Annotated in this window: 16 protein-coding genes; 8 read left to right on the top strand and 8 right to left on the bottom strand. The window is 42.4% G+C overall.

Annotated elements, in window-relative coordinates; genetic code table 11:
- Positions 1-38: 38 nt before the first annotated feature.
- Positions 39-368, bottom strand: coding sequence for a CHY zinc finger protein (locus ACOSV2_RS18350; protein WP_428976374.1), 330 nt, complete (start codon positions 366-368; stop codon positions 39-41).
- 149 nt (positions 369-517) lie between these two features.
- Here ACOSV2_RS18350 and ACOSV2_RS18345 point away from each other — a divergent pair, with 149 nt between their 5' ends.
- Complete coding sequence (locus tag ACOSV2_RS18345) at positions 518-664, top strand: hypothetical protein (RefSeq protein WP_428976373.1); 147 nt, start codon at positions 518-520, stop codon at positions 662-664.
- A 19-nt stretch (positions 665-683) separates the two neighbouring features.
- Here ACOSV2_RS18345 and ACOSV2_RS18340 read toward each other — a convergent pair whose 3' ends face one another.
- Complete coding sequence (locus ACOSV2_RS18340; protein WP_428976372.1) at positions 684-1355, bottom strand: haloacid dehalogenase type II; 672 nt, start codon at positions 1353-1355, stop codon at positions 684-686.
- Positions 1356-1500: 145 nt separating this feature from the next.
- Between ACOSV2_RS18340 and ACOSV2_RS18335 the strand changes: the two genes are divergently transcribed.
- The 7 genes from ACOSV2_RS18335 (at position 1501) to ACOSV2_RS18305 (ending at position 11453) form a co-directional block, all read left to right on the top strand.
- Positions 1501-2844 (top strand): MFS transporter, encoded by a 1344-nt coding sequence (locus ACOSV2_RS18335; RefSeq protein ID WP_428976371.1) that lies wholly within the window; start codon positions 1501-1503, stop codon positions 2842-2844.
- Positions 2845-3640: 796 nt separating this feature from the next.
- Positions 3641-5110: a phospholipase D family protein gene (locus ACOSV2_RS18330; RefSeq protein ID WP_428976370.1), complete on the top strand. Its 1470-nt coding sequence runs from the start codon at positions 3641-3643 to the stop codon at positions 5108-5110.
- A 75-nt stretch (positions 5111-5185) separates the two neighbouring features.
- Complete coding sequence (locus ACOSV2_RS18325; protein ID WP_098438646.1) at positions 5186-5443, top strand: GlsB/YeaQ/YmgE family stress response membrane protein; 258 nt, start codon at positions 5186-5188, stop codon at positions 5441-5443.
- A 280-nt stretch (positions 5444-5723) separates the two neighbouring features.
- Positions 5724-6881 carry a CdaR family transcriptional regulator gene (locus tag ACOSV2_RS18320; RefSeq protein ID WP_428976369.1) on the top strand — a complete coding sequence of 386 codons (1158 nt, stop codon included), beginning with the start codon at positions 5724-5726 and terminating at the stop codon, positions 6879-6881.
- A gap of 132 nt (positions 6882-7013) precedes the next feature.
- Complete coding sequence (locus ACOSV2_RS18315; RefSeq protein ID WP_428976368.1) at positions 7014-8150, top strand: glycerate kinase; 1137 nt, start codon at positions 7014-7016, stop codon at positions 8148-8150.
- Positions 8151-8163: 13 nt separating this feature from the next.
- On the top strand, positions 8164-9519 hold the full coding sequence (locus ACOSV2_RS18310) for a GntP family permease (protein ID WP_428976367.1): 1356 nt from the start codon (positions 8164-8166) through the stop codon (positions 9517-9519).
- A gap of 161 nt (positions 9520-9680) precedes the next feature.
- On the top strand, positions 9681-11453 hold the full coding sequence (locus tag ACOSV2_RS18305) for a metallophosphoesterase family protein (RefSeq protein ID WP_428976366.1): 1773 nt from the start codon (positions 9681-9683) through the stop codon (positions 11451-11453).
- Positions 11454-11594: 141 nt separating this feature from the next.
- Here the strand turns inward: ACOSV2_RS18305 and gvpU are convergent, their stop codons facing one another.
- Genes gvpU through ACOSV2_RS18275 form a run of 6 tightly spaced genes read right to left on the bottom strand, consistent with a single transcriptional unit; the run spans position 11595 to position 14553 of the window.
- Complete coding sequence (gene gvpU / locus ACOSV2_RS18300) at positions 11595-11996, bottom strand: gas vesicle accessory protein GvpU (protein WP_113969329.1); 402 nt, start codon at positions 11994-11996, stop codon at positions 11595-11597.
- Positions 11997-12014: 18 nt separating this feature from the next.
- The gene (gene gvpT, locus ACOSV2_RS18295) at positions 12015-12830 is read right to left on the bottom strand and encodes a GvpT/GvpP family gas vesicle accessory protein (protein WP_428976365.1); all 816 of its coding nucleotides are present in this window, start codon (positions 12828-12830) and stop codon (positions 12015-12017) included.
- A 15-nt stretch (positions 12831-12845) separates the two neighbouring features.
- On the bottom strand, positions 12846-13175 hold the full coding sequence (gene gvpJ / locus ACOSV2_RS18290; RefSeq protein WP_113969330.1) for a gas vesicle protein: 330 nt from the start codon (positions 13173-13175) through the stop codon (positions 12846-12848).
- Positions 13176-13197: 22 nt separating this feature from the next.
- On the bottom strand, positions 13198-13482 hold the full coding sequence (locus ACOSV2_RS18285; RefSeq protein WP_034764925.1) for a gas vesicle protein K: 285 nt from the start codon (positions 13480-13482) through the stop codon (positions 13198-13200).
- Entirely contained in the window at positions 13448-13723 is a 276-nt protein-coding gene (locus ACOSV2_RS18280; protein ID WP_034764922.1) for a gas vesicle protein, read from the bottom strand. The genes ACOSV2_RS18285 and ACOSV2_RS18280 overlap by 35 nt, the downstream gene beginning before the upstream one ends.
- 23 nt (positions 13724-13746) lie before the next feature.
- Entirely contained in the window at positions 13747-14553 is an 807-nt protein-coding gene (locus ACOSV2_RS18275; protein ID WP_428976364.1) for a GvpL/GvpF family gas vesicle protein, read from the bottom strand.
- Position 14554: the final 1 nt, after the last annotated feature.

The raw sequence follows: 14554 nt of genomic DNA, 5'->3' as shown, positions 1-14554 counted from the left end.
TTTCACGTGAAACACACATCGTCTTTTTCCACCAACATTCATCCTTCAAAGTAAAGATGATAATGAGTTTGACACCCCGGGTTAAAGGAGGCCCGACAATGAGGACAAACGGATTGGCAATTCATATATTGTAAGATGGTTAACTCATTTTTACATTCTCCACAAAGAACAGCTTTCGTATTCCACTCGTTCTTTGACCATATAATAGGGTCATGATCTGCGATATTGTCATGACATTTATAACAAGGATAATAGGTATTACAGCACTTAAATTTAATTGCGATGATATCTTTTTGGCTTCGGTAATGCTTGCATTTCGTCTTAGAGTCTACTTCTACGCCAGATACAGGAATCAACTTTTCAGTCATGTTCATCCTCCTTCATGCAGTAAATTTCGATAAACATAGTCGATTTCCCTACAAGAATCTTAAACTAGTTATCTATTACCTATACATTCTAGTCTATTGATCTATCTGTACTATACAATGAATTGTAAGAGAAAGGGAGGGGAAGATTCTTGAAATTGATCGTATTTGGAGCTGCAAGTGGAACAGGAAAAGAAGTAGTGAAGCATGTTCTAAGGGAGGATCATGAAGTCACTGCACTTGCGCTGATACAGCCAAAAATAAAAGGACTGATTTTCCCTACGATACGCTATTCGTAAGAAGAACAGTCCCTTTTCATTAACTCATATGCTCCAGGATCCCATTTAAATCCTTGTATTCAAAATGAGGTCTTACCCCTAATTCATCCATCACTTTTTCCTGACGATTGATCCATGCCGTATAGAATCCAAAGTTCGTCGCCCCTGCAATGTCCCATGGGTTCGAAGACATAAACAGTACTTCTTCTCTTCTGACCCCGAGCTTTTCAAGAACAAGCTGGTAAGACATCGGTGTCGGCTTAAACTGCTTCACTTCATCAACTGTCAAAACCTCATCCAGTAAATGTCGAAAGGGAGATTGCTCCACCAGAGGTGAAAGCATATCCAGGGAACCATTGGAAAATATGGCTTTTTGATAAGATTTCAGTTCTTCCAATACACTCGCTGTTTCTTCATAGTGATTTAATTCTAAATAAGCATCCAGCAGTTCCTGCTCTTTTTCGCCAGTAAGGTCAACCCCTTCTTGCTTACAGGCATAGTGGAGAGCATCCTTCGTTATCTTGAAAAAGGTCGTATACGTGCCCATTAATTGCCGTAAAAAACTATACTCCAATTGCTTTTGACGCCATACCTGGCTGATTTCCTCTCCTTTATCAGGAAAGAGTTCATTACACTTTTCAATGACGGAATGAACGTCGAAAAGTGTTCCATACGCATCGAACACAAAAGCCTTTATGTTGAGATTTGACATACATATCTCCTCCTATATTCTCTTTATATAATAGACTATTTCATATAAATTAAACTTTTTCATACTCGAGCGAATTCATTCCACAACCAGGCTTTTTGTGGTATATTACTTCGAGTATCTAAACATCTAATGGAGGTGGTCATTGATGACTGCAGAACCACATGCACAGGCATCACCTTCTTATACTAAAACAATCTTATTCTTGAGCTTAACCGTCTGGCTGGTTGTCATGAATACCACCATGTTTAATGTGGCTCTCCCCAATGTCTTGAAGGATTTCTCTTTAGCCCCTTCTGAAGGAGCCTGGATTGTATCGGGTTATTCCATCGTACTCGCCATTTGCACCATTACATATACGCGCCTGGCAGACTATATTCCGATCAGGAGGCTGCTTATTCTGGGAATCTCCATTTTCGGGCTGGCATCGTTCATAGGCTTCTTCGCTCATACCTTTACCTGGCTATTGCTCTCCCGTTTATTCCAAGCGGCAGGTGCCGCAGCCATTCCCGGGTTATCCATGGTGTTTGCCGGACGTTTTGTCCCGATGGCAAGACGCGGTCGGGCATTAGCAATGATTGCCTCGGCTTCTTCTCTGGGCTTTGGATTAGGGCCAGTCGTAGGGGGAGTGATTACCGATTATTTAAGTTGGAACTATTTATTTTTAATAACGTTATGTGTCCTTGGAATGATACCTGTACTATACCGATTCCTGCCGGATGAGACGACCAGGAAAGGGTATTTTGATGTATGGGGAGGCCTTTTGACCGGAGTAGGAATTACGTTCTTTCTGCTGTTCATTTCAACTTTCCACTGGTATTATTTCGCAGGTGCCGTCGTGTTCTTTGGAGGACTATGGATTCGGATCCATAAAATCGAACTACCCTTTATTCAACCAAGTTTGATACGGGACAAAGGATACCGCCAGATCTTATATATGAGTTTCCTGGGTTTCGCCACTCACTTTGCGATTTTAATCGTCATGCCCCTTATGCTTCAGCATGTTTTTGGTAAAAACCCGACAGCCGTCGGATTCATTATTTTTCCGGGCGCGATGCTGTCAGCAGTAGCAGCTATTTATGTGGGAAGACTGATCGATAGGTATGGAAATATGAGGGTGATGTTCCTTGCACATATCCTTCTGATCATTTCAACCGTTATCTTTTATTTCTTATCCCCCCACAGTGAATACATGATTATGCTGGCCTATATGTTTACAAGCTTTGGCTTTTCAAGTCTTTCGTCAAGCTCGACCAACGAAGTATCCAGGGTCATGAGTAAGGAGCTGATTGCTTCAGGAATCGGCATGAAACAGCTTACCCATTTCGTAGGCAGTGCGTCTGGTTCTGTTCTGGGAGGAATCATTGTCGAGATAGGCGGAGTAGAATTCCCGGTAAACTCCTTTCAAAATACGTTCCTTGTTCTGATCGGGTTAATGACCTTATCCCTTTTTCTATTGTATTTATACCGCCAAAGAATCAACCAACATTAAGATCCGGTCCAGGCTGAATATCTCCCTGGACCGGATTTTTTTGTAAAGGCTCTTTTCGTAAAAATTTTTGCTTATTGTAGAGGGAGAAAGTAATAGTTGATTTCCGCTCCAGGATGCTCGCTTTCCGCGGGGCTGGCGGTGAGCCTCCTCGGCTGCGCCTCCGGGGTCTCACCTGTCCAGCTCCAGCGGCTAGCCCCTCGAGGTCTTAAGCTAAATGGTCCAAGAAGGCAAAAAACGCCTTCCCGGCCCATTCACCTTATGCTTGTCGGGGCTGAGCAAGCCGCCTCCGCATTTCGGACTGTCCAGCTATTCCCGCAGGAGTCGAGCATCCTGCAGCGAGAATCAACTTTCTAAGCATGAATCCTTAATGGAAAACAATTAAAACAAGAATTTTAGCAAACAGTCTCATTTAAGCTAAGTAGAGATTGATTTACCTTTTAAGAAAGAAGAATTTTTTTAGTTACTTTGTTTTCTTGCACACCTTGAAGCTCTGTCAAGAAAATTCTGTCAAAGATGGCGAGGGGAACTGCGCAGACTCCTGCGGAAGTACGGGCGTGCCGAGACCCCGTTCGGCTAAGCTGAGGAGGCTCGGCCGAACGCTAGCTGCAAGCGGAGCAGTTCCCCTCACCATCCCGCACATATTGGTTGACAGAGCCCTCTCAGATTCTATATTAGAAAACCACAATCTTTGCGAAAAGAGCCTTGTAAAAAAATAGTGCTCATCTTAGCCATCAGGGATTCCTCCGCTACCATTAAGGGTATAGTAAGAAAAAAACAGTAGAACAGGGGAATTCAATTGAAAACAAAGAAAAAGTGGTATAAGAAGAAAAGCTGGTGGATCGGGGGCGTCATTATATTGATCCTTACAGTCGTCATGTTTTACCACCGGGTAAAGCCTTTACCTCCGGGAGTATCCTATGCCGGCAGTGCTTATACCATACCTGAAAAGGATGTAGAGTTTTTATACGACCTTACGTACCAGAAGGATGGAAAAGAACTCTATGATCATTCAATCTTTGATGAAGTGTATCAAACTATTGAAGAAGCAGAAGACTTTCTTATTTTGGACTTATTTTTAGTAAATGGATATACAAAGGGTGATCGCGATTACCCCAGGATCAGTGAAAAATTATCGAAAACGATTCAAAAACAGATGAAAAAGAACCCTGATCTAAAGGTGGTCTTCATCAGTGATGTTGTCAACACCACGTATGGGTCCCATACGGCTAAACAATTGGAACCTTTAGAAGACCTTGGGGCTGAGGTGATTTTTACCGATTTAAACCGCCTCAGAGATCCCAATATCTTATACTCAGGGGTGTGGAGGACCGCTCTAGGCTGGTTCGGTCAGGATGGCTATGGTTGGCTTCCAAACCCCATGGCCCCTTCTGCACCTAAGGTAACCATGAGATCTTACTTGAAACTGTTGAATATTAAAGCGAATCACAGAAAGGTCGTCATTACAGAGAACGCGGGACTTATTCTTTCCGCCAACCCCCATGACGCCAGCGGTTTCCACTCAAATATAGGGTTCAAAGTCAAAGGGGAAATTCTTAAGGAAATGGTGAAAGCCGAAAAGGCAGTGGCTGCATTTTCCGGGGGAAATGTAGAGGCATTTCCTACCGGGGAAGACTTAGATCAGTCTATTAAAAAACTTCCCCCTGCAGAGGCCTCCGTGAAAGCACAGATCCTTACTGAAAAGAAAGTTCAAACAAGTGTCGTAAATGCTATGAATAAAGCAAATAAAGGGGATGAAATCTGGATCGGGATGTTCTATCTCGCAGATCGGGACATTATCGATGCCATAGGGGATGCTGCTGATCGTGAAGTAGAGGTACGATTGGTACTCGACCCCAATCAGAATGCCTTCGGTCAAGAAAAGATTGGGTTACCCAACCTGCCAATCGCATCAGAGTTGCACAACCTGGACAATGACCATATTACGATTCGCTGGTACAACACCAATAAGGAACAATACCATACCAAGTTTATTTATATAAAAGGTGAAAAAGAGAGCACCGTCATCGGAGGATCCAGTAATTACACTTCAAGAAACTTAGATGATTATAACTTAGAAGAAAACATAAAGATCGTGGCCCCAACTGATAGCAAAACCATGTCAGATATTGATCAGTATTTCAACCGTATCTGGAATAACGAAGATGGCACCTACACCGTTAAATATGAGAAATATCAGGATAAACTGCCTGCCTTTAAATATGTCATGTATATCCTGCAAAAAATCTTCCAAGTGACGACCTATTAGGTTTTAATTCCTCAATAAAAGGGAATTAAATCAGTAACAACACATCACAAAAAACATTACATGGAGGTTAGAAAAATGGGTATTATTTTGTATTTAATCGTGGGTGGGATCATCGGTTGGTTAGCTGGTCTTATATTAGGTAAAAACGTTCCTGGTGGAATCATCGGAAACATCATCGCAGGTATCATCGGTGCATGGATAGGCGGAGAGCTTTTAGGAAGCTTCGGTCCATCACTTGCAGGAATCGCTATCATTCCAGCCTTACTCGGAGCTATCATCTTTGTATTCCTGTTAAGCTTACTGTTAAGAGGAATGAGAAAGACTTCTCATTAAAAACACTGAAACCCCTGGATTCCAGGGGTTTTTCATTTGCCCTGAAAAATAAAAAAAAACAGCCAATGATGGCTGCCCTCTTAATACGTCATAGATTTCTTATGTCTTCTTTTATTCCGATATTTCTTATAAAACGGGTAAATAATAGGTCCCCATTTGATCAGTCTACCAATTAAACGTTTCATGCAGGTAACCTCCTTTGTATAGTAATCTATACCCGAATATGCAGAAAGAAAACATATGCTAGAATAAAGTCAATACGAATGACGAGGTGTTTCACATGCATATAACAGAAGAATTAGCTTATCCAATCATCTCAAAATTAAAAACCATCGTTAGTACTAATATTAATATCATGAACGGATCCGGCGTGATTGTTGCCAGCACTGATTCTTCACGTATGAATCAAGTTCATGAAGGTGCAATGTATGTTCTCAAACAAAAAAGACCCTTAATCATTTCTGAGCACGACCTAGAAAAGTATCATGGTTCGAAAGAAGGCATCAACCTCCCTATTGAGTTCCTGGGAGAGATGATCGGCGTCGTTGGGGTTACAGGTTCTCCACATGAATTAGATCAGTTTGTGAAAATCGTGAAAATCACCGTTGAAGTCATGCTTCAACAGGTTCATTTCCACAATCAATTGCAGCATCAAAAAACATTGATGGATAATTGGTTATTAGATTTGGTACACCCTCATTATTTTGATGAAAGAAAAAATGAAGCATTTGCTCATCACTACTTACATCTTGAAACGAGCCAAAACGTTCAAATTTTGTTGGTTCAGTTTGAAGACTTATTCGCTCACTCAACAACCAACCTTCCTTTACCAATGGTGAAAGAAGAGCTTTTAAGGAGAATGAAGCTTCAATTACCAAATGTGCACTTTCAATCCTTCATTACCGACTCCCACTGCGTCATAGGAATCCCTTCAAGTATTTGCCCCACTGAGGAAGAGGCGATAATTCTGGCAAAACGTTTGCAACACCATTTACAGGAAAAGTATGTCAGGGTGAAAACGGCTGTCGGCAATGTATATTCAGGAGTTAGCGGGTACAGAAAATCTTATTTGGAAGCACACAACTCCCTGGAATTACAGGAAACCTTCCCGCAGTTCACCAACTATATCCATATACAGGACTGGGGGATCATGGATTTTATCAAGCAAATCCCCATTGAGATACGTAAGGAATTCATGGACCGTTATAATGACCGAATCCTTCAATTGAGCTCCACCTTGCGACACACGCTTCAACGATTGTTCGATTGCCAATTAAACATGAAAGAAACGGCGAACTCATTACATATTCACCGAAACACCCTTCTGTACAGGCTTGAAAGTGTCGAGGAACTGACAGGTCTAAACCCACGGCAATTTGATGACGCCATATTACTTCGGTTTATCCTAATTATCCAGGAGATGAATAAAGAGTTGTAAAATATGATTGTGCACATGCACAATCTTTTTTCATTTCATGAAGAATTGTTTAGAGGAATCCATATTGTAACCGCTTACCTAAATTGGTTAAATGAAAGAATAGATTATATTTTCTGAAAAAAAGGAGCCGCTATGAATATTCTTATTGCACCCGATTCATTTAAAGGCAGTTTAAGCTCACTCGAGGTAGGAACCATTATGGAAAAAGCCTTTCTTGATGAATCTTCGAGCTTTAAAACGAACGTCATCCCCATGGCCGATGGTGGCGAAGGGACTCTCGAAACCCTGCTTTACGCCACTGGAGGGATGAAAGTCCATACAACAGCCACTGGGCCTTTAGGAAAAAAAATCTCTACTGAATATGGTGTCTTAGGTGATAAGAAAACAGCAATCATTGAAATAGCTTCCATCGCCGGTTTACCTATGGTGCCTATTGAAAAACGTAATCCCTATCATACAACTTCCTTTGGCATTGGAGAAGTCATCATATCAGCCATAGAGGACGGGTTTCGAAGCTTCATCATAGCACTGGGAGGCAGCTCGACGAATGATGGCGGGTTCGGGATGCTTCAAGCACTGGGCGTTACTTTTCGTAATGAAGAGGGTGACTCCGTCGGGCCATTTGGAAAGGACCTCGGATCCATTGTCAAAATGGACTGGAGTACCCTTCATCCCCTTGTAGAAGAATGTACTTTTCACATTGCTTCGGACGTCGAAAATCCTTTATGCGGAGAAACAGGAGCCTCTTCTGTATTTGGTCCGCAAAAAGGAGCTACTAAAGGTCAGGTGAATGAGCTTGATCAACAACTACTCCACTACAGTCAGTTGCTTAAAAGAGAGAGGGGAATCGATTTTCAAAATACAAACGGGGCCGGTGCTGCCGGAGGACTTGGCTTTGCATTTCTCCATTTAAAAGGAAAAATCGAATCCGGAGCCAAGCTAGTGGCTGAAGCGTCCAACCTTTTAAATGCCATTCTGAAGGCTGATTGGATTCTTACCGGTGAAGGTCAGAGTGATTATCAAACACTGTTTGGTAAACTCCCTTCCTATATTGCATCCATTGCAAAACAGCATCAAACCCCAGTATCCCTTATCGCAGGGAGCTTAGGAGAAGGGTATCAAAATTTATACACAGACTTTACCAGCTGTCATTCCATTGCCATTGGTCCAATGGCTCTGCAAGAGAGCATCAGCCGGGCTGAAGAACTGCTTTACCATGAAACAAGGAACATCGCACGAATTTTACACCGTACAAAGGGAGAAAGATAAAGGGGGAAATTTCATGTCAGCAATTTGGTTATTTACGGTCATTGTATTAGGGGTAGGATTTATCATTTTCACAACGGCTAAATTGAAGCTTCAGCCTTTTCTATCGTTATTATTTGCCGCGTTCTTGGTTGGTATATTTGCAGGCTTACCACTGAATACAGTTGTAGAAGCGGTCAACGGTGGATTCGGAGGGTTAATGGGGTATATTGGTATCGTGATTGTCGCAGGTACCATTATCGGGACGATTTTAGAAAAATCAGGTGCAGCGCTTAGGATGGCAGAAGTGGTTCTGCGTTTAGTGGGAGAAAAGAGACCTCAACTGGCTATGTCCCTTATCGGTGCCATCGTGAGTATCCCTGTCTTCTGCGACTCCGGATACGTCATTCTTTCCAGCTTAAAAAAAGCTTTGGCAAAGCGGGCGAAAGTAGCCCTGGCGTCCATGTCTGTTGCGCTGGCCACAGGCCTATATGCCACTCATACACTGGTGCCCCCCACTCCAGGTCCCATCGCCGCAGCTGGAAACATCGGTGCCAGTGACTACTTAGGAACCATCATTTTAATAGGGATGATTGTAGCCATTCCTACAATTCTAGCAGGGTATCTGTGGGCTATTAAAGTTGCAAGTAAAATTGAAATCGAGGGGGAAGAAGAATTGGATTTGGATTATGATGAGATAGTCAAATCCTTTGGGGAACTTCCTTCAACGTTCAAATCCTTTGCTCCGATTGTACTTCCCATCCTATTGATTGGTGCAGGTTCAGTCGTCAGCTTCTTTCAGTGGAAAGGCGGAGTAGCGGATGTTCTCTTATTCATCGGTTCACCCGTTGTCGCCTTACTGATTGGTGTCCTGGCTGCGTTTGCCCTTATGCCCAAATGGGATGAAGAAACCCTTAATGGTTGGGTGACCCAGGGTATGAAAGATGCCACTAACATTCTATTAATCACAGGTGCAGGAGGAGCTTTCGGTTCCGTTATCAAGGCAACCCCCGTTGCAGAATTGATTCAAGGAATTGCCGATGGCGGATTACTTTCCGGTGCACTCATCCTGCTCATTCCATTTGTTGTTGCAGCATTATTAAAATCGGCTCAGGGATCATCTACCGCTGCTCTTGTCATAACTTCCTCCCTGATTGCTCCACTGCTGCCACAAATGGGGATTGATGGAGCCGTGCCTCTTGCTTTAGTGGTCATGGCCATTGGTGCAGGAGCTATGACGGTCAGTCATGTCAATGACAGCTATTTCTGGGTCGTGACCCAATTCAGCGGGATGAAAGTCACAGATGCTTACAAAGCTCAAACCGCCGCCACGCTGGTTCAAGGTTTAACGGCTCTGATATTCACTTTATTATTATGGATTATACTTGTTTGACAATAGAGAAGAGGATGTCCCACATATTGGGGCATCCTTTTTTAATATGGTTCGTCTCCTTTCCGAGAGGTAAATATTAGCATTAACATCTTGTAATCAAGAATCCACATTGCCTTTACATACAGCTGATACTCTTAAATCAGAAAAAGGAGGTAGGCATTATGAATTGGCTTAAAAAAGGATTTGTATTCCTGTTGGTATTTTCTCTTCTTCCACTTTCAGCCCAGGCACTGGACAACCCTTTTAGCGCTTCTGGCGATCGTGATGGAGGGATCGGGAACAGTACACATTACTTAGATGAATTCCCCAATATCTCACTGGATGAAAAGGTAAATCAGATCATTTACCCTCTCTTTGCAACACCGGCTATCAAGAAGAAAGGTGAACAACTTACCTTAAAGATTGATACTCAAGGGAAAGAAGCCGGATCTTGGAACGTAAAATTAAAGCAAACGAATCACTCTTCTCTGACGAGTGATTACGAATTACCTGTCCAATCTGTACAACAGGGACAATCTCATTGGAAAGACAGCTCTTCTATTGTCGAGGTCACGGTCCTCATTCCTGATGGGACCCCGCAGAAATTATATGATTTAGAAGTTTCCTATACTGGTAATGGACAAAGAATCACCGATGAACAACCTCATTCTGTGAAAGTAATAGACGAATATAAGAAGGACTTTACCTTCTTACATTTAACGGATACTCACATAGGGTCTCCCCGTAATCTTGGTAATCCGGATGATCCAGCTTCCTTCACTCCCGGCCGGGCAAACGAAACCGGGATGTGGAATCCGAATCCAAAAAAGAGATGGTTATATTTGCAAAAAGCCATTAAAGAAGTCAATTTAAAGAATCCGGATTTTGTGGTCGTGACAGGAGATTTAATGTTCGGTCAACTGAATCCACTCGAATATATTTATGAATATGAAGAAACCTATAAAATGCTTCAAAAGCTGAATGTACCGGTTTATATCGTCCCTGGTAATCATGATTACTACGCCCAGGATGCAACGCTTACGGATGGAGCAAAGTATTGGGAGAAGTACTTCGGGCCCCAATATTTCTCCTTTGACTATGGTCCATATGCCCACTTCATCGGGTATAACTCATTTGATTGGCACAAGATCGACCGAAGCGGCACCGGTACGGTTTCTGTACCGACCTGGGGCGGCCAGATCCGTGAAAAGCAGCTTGATTGGGTCAAACAAGATTTACAAAAGAATGCTCAAACCGCAAAACCTGATCAAATACGAGGCCTCTTCTCTCATCACAATCCCTTATGGCGAGACAGGGAAATCTGGCCCCAAGACGATCCAGAGGTACAAGAATACTGGAAGCAATATGATGAACAGCATGATCCCCAACGCTTGAATACATTAATTCTCGGGGAAAAACTAGGAATAAAATACGATCAGCAATGGCACGGGGAAAATGCTGAAGAATTGATTGATATCATGAAGGCAAATGATGTAACAGTCAGTCTCCATGGACACACTCATATTGATGATGCCACAAAGAAAGATGGCATTTTATATACAACCACGACGGCCATTGAGTTATCCGGTAAGCCTTGGGTAGGATTCAGGGACTTCTCCGTTCAAAATGGGCAGATCTCTTCCTACAATTACGAAGAACCCGGTCATTCCATCCCTGTTTACCAAAACGGAGATACGGAAGGAGGCACCATGTCCTTTGACGCTGCTTATCAGACAGCGAACGATGGAAGTGCCGCTTCTCAGCAAGTAGATATAACCAATCGTTTAAACAAGCCTTTAAAGGTCACAATTCCCTTATATATGGCAGGGGGAAATTATACTGTATCTAAAGGTAGCATCACACAAAACTACGCTTCAGATGGCAAGCAATATTTAGAAGTACAAATCACCATTCCAGCGAACAGTACTGAGATCATGAATGTTCAAAAGAAATAATAAAATAAAGATCCCCTTTCCATCTATTATTGGAAAGGGGATCTTTTCACCATGAAGCTGATTCCTGCCCGGGAAATAATACTTCCTCTGTTCTCCTTTAACACCTAAAAGCGACTGAACAAAGAATTCAGTCGCTTTTGCTTATTTACTACTCTTCGATTCTGCAATCTTTCCCAAGAAGAACCCGTCGACCTCACTTATTTTCCCACGCCACATAATTTTCCCTTTTGAAGGGGTAGGCTTGCTGTCGCCACAGTATACCTTTGTGTTCTTCAAGTGAATAAAATGGGCTTCAGCGCTTTGGTTTTCATCAACGGATTCCCCGGCCTTTGCAAGCTCCTCACTCAGCTTCTGAGCCACTTCACTGCCATCCTCAAAGGTTTCACTTAATGAGTCGAAGTATTCCTTTGCGGAGACGAGTGTACCTGTTATGACGGCTCCATTGACGTTTAACGTGATGTCTAATGAAAAGTCATGCTTGTTTGATGCTTGTACAAAAAATTCTAAGATGCTATCCTTCCCTGTACCTGATTCTAAACTCATTTTCACATCTCCTTTTTGTTAAGCTACTGTATCATCTTCGGTAGAGAGTGTTGTGTCTTCTTCTTGATCTTCATCTTTATCTTCATCTTTTTTTGCAGCTTTTTTATTTTTAGAAGCAGATTTGCGGGTAGAACGCTTCTTACCTTTTGAACCTGACTTACCGTTTGATTTCTTCTTGCTTGAGGCTTCTTCCTCATCATCGCTATCATCTTCGTCTTCTTCGTTTTCATCTTCATTCGTATCTTCGTCTTCTTCTTCACCACTCTCTTCATCTGTCGCTTCTTCTTTAGACTTTTTAGAAGCTTTCTTTCTAGAAGAGGTTTCTTCTTCATCCTCGTCCTCGTCTTCATCACTTTCATCTTCACGAGTCGCGGCAATTTGATTCATTTTCTCTTCTAATTGCTGCAAACGGGTCTGAAGTTCTTCATTTTCCTGTTTAAGGGCATCATAGTCCTGGTTCGACTCTTCCTCCGAGCTGTTCGTTTCTGTTGAATTTACGGCCGTTTCCGTGTCTTCAGATGCTTCCTCATCTTTATCACGTTTAAACAGGTTGGCTGTTGATGATTTTAGTGACACAGCCGCTTTTCTGGATCTCTCTTTTGCCGCTTTCCCGAAGTCCAGGCTTTTACTTTTGATTTTCTCTTGATCAATACGATCTAACAGTTTCTTCCCGTTTTCAGGTGTTGCCAGATATCCTACGGTTGCTCCCAAAAGACTTCCTGCTACGGTTCTTTTGATAGGGCCGCTTCTTCTTGCCTTGTTCTCATTCGTTGAATTCTTTTCCTGTCCTTGATTCTCAACTGTAGTGTTCTGCGTATTATTTTTTTCTGCCATTGGTAAAACCTCCATTTAGTTTGTTTCCGCCGTATTAAGACGGTTGGTATCCAGTTTCTTTTCAAGTGATTCCAGTCGTTCCTGTAATTTCTTATTTTCCTCTTCAAGTGCTTTCGTGTTGTTATCTGCGGCTTTGGAACTTAAATATGGGTCATTTTCCCACCAGTCCATACCTATTTCTTTTGCTTTATCTACGGAAGCAACGATTAAACGGATCTTAATCGTGAGCAGCTCGACATCGGCGATTCCCACCGTAATATCTCCTGCTACGACAACTCCTTTATCTAAAATCTTTTCTAATACATCCACTATTGTGTTGGACTGTACCGGATGCTCCATTCCCATCATGTAACCTCCCTAATCGGCATTACATCAAGCTCCCTAAAGGGCCAAGGTCTATATTCAAGTCTTCTGCGTCAAGACCAAATACCTCTTTCAATTCTTCCATTTTTTCTTCTAAGTTCATTAGGGCTATGCCTAGATTCTCAACTTGTTCATCCGTTAACGTACCGCCTTCTACACGCCGCATTGCGTGTCTCTCGACGATTTGCCTTAATAGTTCTACAACGGTCAATACAAGCTGTGCCAATCCTTGTTCTGCTTTTTCCGGGTCGAAATTAATTCGCCCATTTGTCCCGCTGGCCTGTTGCATGAATCAATCCCTCCCTTTCTTGATCGAATTGATCGGATGTTACTGTTTTACGCGTTCCCTGCTTATGTTGAACCAATGTCTCTACTGAGGAAATCAGCACTCGCAAATCCAGATACACAAGATCGACACCTGCAATGGATATAATCAAATCTCCCTTTATCGCCACACCTTTGTCGAGAATGACATCTAAAATATCTATAAGGGCTATGTCTTTGTTCTCAATCGATTCTCTGACTGTCATATTTCTCATTCCTTATTTTGTGATTAAGAAAAACTTGAAAAATGATAAGGTGGCCAAGGGCCGGATGCTTCAATTTTCCAACCAGCGTGCCCCAGTTCTTCTTCGTATTGCTTAATTTCCTCTACAAATTCATCAACATTGGAGACGGGTAGGAGGAATACACTATTCCAAGCCATATGTTCTTGTCGGCCTGTGACATCCTTACTCCAATTTTTTTTGATATTTCCTTGAAGGGCATGTTCTTTCAGCTTTTCATGAACTTCCTCACAGAGTCTGTTCTTTTCGTTTTCAAGTTCCCGATCAATCAGCTGATCGATTTTTTTCTTTTCAAAAAACTGCCTGCCCTTTGGTAATTCGCTGATTTCTTTCCTTTTGGCTTCGATGGATGGGTTGCTTTCACTTACTTGCTCCTTCAGCAGCTTATCGTCACAGTAGATCTTGACGTTCCACTCTTCGTTGCCATCCAACTGGTCAAATGTCGTTTCCAGCTTGTTACGATTGCCTTCTATCGTGGACTTGAGACTGTCCTCGTTCTTGTACAATGTACAGAACTTCAGGGGGATAATGGTATACAACTTTGAAACCATCAATACCGTTTCGTGATGATGGAACGCTTTTTCCTGAAGCCAGTCCATGTCGTTATCGACTTTTTCCTTAATGGTCTCTTCTGAGTATTCATCAGGTGGCAAATCACAAACAATTGCTGTCACGTCACCGATTTCAATCGTATACAGTTCTCCTTCTCCATCAAACCCTTTCATGGAAGGAAGGGATTCTTTATTTGCTTCCTTTGTTGGGATTAAGCCGTATAAATAAATTAAATCGCTCATC

The sequence above is a fragment of the Rossellomorea sp. DUT-2 genome (assembly GCF_052665285.1).
The sequence above is the reverse complement of the archived record's forward strand: the minus strand, read 5'-3'. Positions and strand labels throughout refer to the sequence as shown.

Coding starts and splice junctions, on each gene's coding strand:
- ACOSV2_RS18325 (WP_098438646.1), top strand. CDS start 5,186: ATGGGTATTATTTTGTATTTAATCGTGGGTGGGATCATCGGTTGGTTA.
- ACOSV2_RS18280 (WP_034764922.1), bottom strand. CDS start 13,723: ATGACAGTCAGAGAATCGATTGAGAACAAAGACATAGCCCTTATAGAT.
- ACOSV2_RS18350 (WP_428976374.1), bottom strand. CDS start 368: ATGACTGAAAAGTTGATTCCTGTATCTGGCGTAGAAGTAGACTCTAAG.
- ACOSV2_RS18285 (WP_034764925.1), bottom strand. CDS start 13,482: ATGCAACAGGCCAGCGGGACAAATGGGCGAATTAATTTCGACCCGGAA.
- ACOSV2_RS18315 (WP_428976368.1), top strand. CDS start 7,014: ATGAATATTCTTATTGCACCCGATTCATTTAAAGGCAGTTTAAGCTCA.
- gvpU (WP_113969329.1), bottom strand. CDS start 11,996: ATGAGTTTAGAATCAGGTACAGGGAAGGATAGCATCTTAGAATTTTTT.
- ACOSV2_RS18340 (WP_428976372.1), bottom strand. CDS start 1,355: ATGTCAAATCTCAACATAAAGGCTTTTGTGTTCGATGCGTATGGAACA.
- ACOSV2_RS18275 (WP_428976364.1), bottom strand. CDS start 14,553: ATGAGCGATTTAATTTATTTATACGGCTTAATCCCAACAAAGGAAGCA.
- gvpT (WP_428976365.1), bottom strand. CDS start 12,830: ATGGCAGAAAAAAATAATACGCAGAACACTACAGTTGAGAATCAAGGA.
- ACOSV2_RS18305 (WP_428976366.1), top strand. CDS start 9,681: ATGAATTGGCTTAAAAAAGGATTTGTATTCCTGTTGGTATTTTCTCTT.
- ACOSV2_RS18335 (WP_428976371.1), top strand. CDS start 1,501: ATGACTGCAGAACCACATGCACAGGCATCACCTTCTTATACTAAAACA.
- ACOSV2_RS18320 (WP_428976369.1), top strand. CDS start 5,724: ATGCATATAACAGAAGAATTAGCTTATCCAATCATCTCAAAATTAAAA.
- gvpJ (WP_113969330.1), bottom strand. CDS start 13,175: ATGGGAATGGAGCATCCGGTACAGTCCAACACAATAGTGGATGTATTA.
- ACOSV2_RS18310 (WP_428976367.1), top strand. CDS start 8,164: ATGTCAGCAATTTGGTTATTTACGGTCATTGTATTAGGGGTAGGATTT.